Annotated in this window: 4 protein-coding genes; 1 reads left to right on the plus strand and 3 read right to left on the minus strand. The window is 69.9% G+C overall.

The features are described 5' to 3' along the window. The 3 genes from CQZ88_RS18610 to CQZ88_RS18620 form a co-directional block, all read right to left on the minus strand. On the minus strand, positions 1 to 2,346 hold a 2,346-nt coding region (locus CQZ88_RS18610), incomplete at its 3' end, for an aerobic carbon-monoxide dehydrogenase large subunit (RefSeq protein WP_102800145.1). Then, the gene (locus CQZ88_RS18615) at positions 2,343 to 2,822 is read right to left on the minus strand and encodes a (2Fe-2S)-binding protein (protein WP_006946620.1); all 480 of its coding nucleotides are present in this window, start codon (positions 2,820 to 2,822) and stop codon (positions 2,343 to 2,345) included. The genes CQZ88_RS18610 and CQZ88_RS18615, both read right to left, overlap by 4 nt. Before the next feature lie 4 nt (positions 2,823 to 2,826). After that, entirely contained in the window at positions 2,827 to 3,708 is an 882-nt protein-coding gene (locus CQZ88_RS18620; protein ID WP_102800144.1) for a xanthine dehydrogenase family protein subunit M, read from the minus strand. 120 nt (positions 3,709 to 3,828) lie between these two features. Here CQZ88_RS18620 and CQZ88_RS31315 point away from each other — a divergent pair. Further along, positions 3,829 to 4,235, plus strand: a 407-nt coding sequence (locus CQZ88_RS31315) for a dienelactone hydrolase family protein (protein WP_258008663.1), incomplete at its 3' end; no start/stop codon positions are given.

Genomic DNA, 4,235 nt, shown 5'->3' on the forward strand with positions numbered 1-4,235 from the left:
GGTCAGCGGCATGTCGGCATGCCGCACCCCGAAGGGGCGCAGCGCGTCGACGACGGCGTTGACCACCGCGGGCGGCGAGCCGACGGTCGCAGACTCGCCGATGCCCTTCGCGCCGATCGGGTGGTGCGGCGACGGGGTGACGGTGAAGCCGGTCTCGAAGTGGGGCACCTCCATCGCCGTGGGGATCAGGTAGTCCATGAGCGAGCCGCCGAGGCAGTTACCGTCCTCGTCGAACTCGATCATCTCCATCAGTGCCATGCCGATGCCGTCGACGATCCCGCCGTGCACCTGCCCCTCGATGATCATCGGGTTGATGCGGGTGCCGCAGTCGTCGACGGCGAGGAACCGGCGCACCGTCACCTCCGCCGTCCCGGGATCGATGTCGACGACGCAGAAGTACGCCCCGTACGGGTAGGTGAGATTCTCGGGGTTGTAGCAGATTTGCGCCTCGAGTCCGCCCTCGACGCCCTCGGGCAGATCGCCGGCGCCGTGCGCCCGCATCGCGATGTCCTGAATGGTCACCGACGCGGTCGGATCGCCCTTGACGTGGAAGGCGCCCTTGACCCAGTCGAGGTCCGCGACGGACACCTCGAGCATGCCGGAGGCGATGATCCGGGCCTTGTCGCGCACCTTGCGGGCGACGAGGGCGGCGGCCGCGCCGGAGACCGGGGTGGACCGGCTGCCGTACGTGCCGAGACCGAACGGGGTGTTGTCGGTGTCACCGTGCACGACGTCGATGTCCTCGGGTGGGATGCCCAGTTCCTCGGCGACGATCTGCGCGAACGTGGTCTCGTGGCCCTGCCCCTGGGTCTGTACCGACAGTCGCACCACCGCCTTGCCGGTGGGGTGCACGCGCAGTTCGCAGCCGTCGGCCATGCCGAGGCCGAGGATGTCCATGTCCTTGCGGGGGCCGGCGCCGACGGCCTCGGTGAAGAACGCCACGCCGATGCCCATCAGCTCGCCACGCGCGCGGCGTTCGGCCTGCTCGCGGCGCAGTTCGTCGTAGCCGACCATCTCCACGGCCTTGCGCAGGGTGGTTTCGTAGTCGCCGGAGTCGTATTTCCAACCGGTCTTGCTCGTGTACGGGAACTGTTCGGGGCGAAGCAGATTCCGTAGCCGCAGCTGCACCGGATCCAGCTCGAGGTCGTAGGCGAGGCAGTCCACGAGCCGCTCGACGAGGTAGACGGCCTCGGTGATGCGGAACGAGCACGCGTAGGCCACGCCGCCGGGCGCCTTGTTGGTGTAGACGGCGGTCATGTGACAGTAGGCGGCCTCGATGTCGTAGCTGCCGGTGAACACCCCGAAGAACCCGGCCGGGTACTTCACCGGGGCGGCGGTGCCGTTGAACGCGCCGTGGTCGGCGAGGACCTGGGTGCGGATCGCGAGGATCTTTCCCTCCCGGGTCGCGGCGATCTCGCCGACCATCACGTAGTCGCGCGCGAAGCCGGTGCTCACCAGGTTCTCGCTGCGGTCCTCCATCCACTTGACCGGCTTGCCGGTCACGAGCGAGGCGACGATCGCGCAGACGTACCCGGGATAGATGGGCACCTTGTTGCCGAACCCGCCGCCGATGTCCGGGGCGATCACCCGGATCTTGTGTTCGGGCAGACCGGCGACGAGGGCGTAGAGGGTGCGGTGGGCGTGCGGCGCCTGACTGGTCGACCAGAGCGTGAGCTTGCCGCTGATACGGTCGTAATCGGCCACGGCGCCACAGGTTTCCATGGGCGCCGGGTGCACGCGGGGATAGACCATCTCCTGCCGGGCGATCACGTCGGCCTTCGCGAACGCGGCCTCGGTGGCGGCGGCGTCCCCCGTTTCCCAGTCGAAGCAGTGATTGTCGGTCTTGCCCTCGAGGTCGGTGCGGATCACGGGCGCCTCGGGCGCGAGCGCGCGGCGGACGTCGACGACCGGGTCGAGGATGTCGTACTCGACGTCGATGAGCTCGAGGGCGTCGCGCGCCGAGTAGCGGTCGTCGGCGACGACGAAGGCGACCTCCTGGCCCTGGAAGCGGACCTTGTCGGTGGCGAGGACGGCCTGGACGTCGTTGGACAGGGTCGGCATCCATGCCAGGCCCTTGTCCGCGAGGTCGGCGCCGGTGACGACGGCCCTCACCTTCGGGTGGGCCTGCGCGGCGGTGGTGTCGATGCCGAGGATCTTCGCGTGGGCCACGGGTGAGCGCAGGATCGCCAGGTGCAGCATGCCCGGCAGCTGCACGTCGTCGACGAAGCGGCCGTGGCCGCGGATGAAACGCGGGTCCTCCTTGCGCAGCATGCGCCCGTGACCGCACGGCTTCTTGTCGTTGTCGACGGTGTCGAGCAGCTCGGGGGTGGGGTCGACGGCGGTCATGACGGCGCCTTCTCGGTGACGGGGTGCTCGGCGGCCCAGCGGATGGACCGCACGATGGTGGTGTAGCCGGTGCAGCGGCAGATCTGCCCGGAGATCGCCTCGCGGATGGTCTGCTCGTCGGGGTCCGGGTTGCGGTCGAGCAGGGCCCGGGCGGTGATCATCATGCCGGGGGTGCAGAAGCCGCACTGCAACCCGTGGCAGCGCATGAATCCCTCCTGCACGGGGTCGAGCACGCCGTCGCGCTCGAGTCCCTCGACCGTGCGCACGTCGTGGCCGCTCGCCATGACGGCGAGCATGGTGCACGACTTGACGGGCTCGCCGTCGACCGCGACGACGCAGGTGCCGCAATTGCTGGTATCGCAGCCCCAGTGCGTGCCGGTCAGGCCGAGGTGATCGCGCAGGAAGTGGACGAGCAGCAGCCGCGGTTCCACCTCGGCACTGACCTCGTCACCGTTGACGGTCATCGAAACACGCATCGGGTCAACCCCTTTCGGAGGTGGTGAGCCGCTCGACGGCGCGCCGCAGGGTGCGCACCGTGAGCTCCGCGGCGAGGTGGCGTTTGTAGTCGACGGTGCCGCGCTGGTCCGCGACCGGGTCGCTGGCGGCGGCGGCGAGTTCGCCGGCCTCGCGGTAGAGGTCCTCGGACGGTGTCGCGCCGCGCAGCCGGTCGGAGATGCCGGCCAAAGCCTGCGGGTCCGCCCGGAGCGCGGTGAGACCGACGCGGGCGTCGTCGATGGCCCCGTCGCCCATCCACACGGCGGCGCCGGCCGCGGCGATCGCCCAGTCCCCCGTTCGTCGCTCGACCTTGGCGTAGGCGCTCGACCCGCGGCCCCGTCGCGGCAGCCGGACCTCGACGAGCAGTTCGTTGGGGGCGGCGGTCGTCTCGTAGGGGCCGAGATGGAACTCGTCCATCGTCAGCGTCCGGCTGCCGTGCGGACCGCGCAGCACGACCGAGGCGTCGAGGACGTCGCACACGGTGGACAGGTCCTCGGCGGGGTCGGCCTGGCACAGCGACCCGCCGATCGTGCCGCGGTTGCGCACGACGGGATCGGCGATGACCCGTTCGGCGTCGCGGAAGATCGGGAAGATCTCGGCGAGCGCCTCGCTTTCGAGGAGTTCGCGGTGCCGCGCCAGCGCGCCGATCCGCACGACGTCGGGCTCGACGGCGATGTAGCCGAGCTCGCCGGCCAGGTCGTTGATGTCGATCAGGCATTCGGGGGCGGCGAGCCGCAGTTTCATCATCGGCAGGAGACTGTGCCCGCCCGCGACGACCCGGGCTTCCTCGCCGCGTTCGTCGAGGAGTGCGATGGCGTGATCGATGCCGGTGGCGCGCTCGAATTCGAAAGCCGAAGGTACTTGCATGTGGCATACCTCACATTTCAGCTACCTACGGAGTGTATGCCCGCGCTTGCGGCGCGACGGGCGGATTCGCCGCCCGATAGATTCGGACGCAATCACCCGGCCGGAAGGACGTCTGCCCGAATGAACGAGATCCGCACCTCCGTCGTCGCGGTCGGGCCGCTGCAGGGCTACCTCGCGGCGCCCCGGGACGGCAGCGGCGTGGGCATGGTGCTGCTGCCGATGATCACCGGAATCGGCGCGCAGGTGCGCGCGTACGCCGAGGACATCGCAGCCACCGGGATCACCGCGCTGGTGTGGGATCCGTTCCACGGCCCGAACGCCGACGACACCCCGAGGGAACGCCTCTACGAACTCATGAACGGCCTCGACGACGATGCCGCGCTCGCCGAGATCCGCCTGCTGACCGACCACCTGCTGGGCGAGCTCGGCGCCGAACGCGTCGGCATGCTCGGTTATTGCCTCGGCGGGCGCCTCGCGCTGCTCGCCGGCGCGCGCGACGAGCGGCTTGCGAACGTGATCGCCTACCA

Origin of the sequence: Rhodococcus sp. ENV425, assembly GCF_002887785.1 — a bacterium.
In the GTDB taxonomy this organism is placed as follows: Bacteria; Actinomycetota; Actinomycetes; order Mycobacteriales; family Mycobacteriaceae; genus Rhodococcus; species Rhodococcus aetherivorans.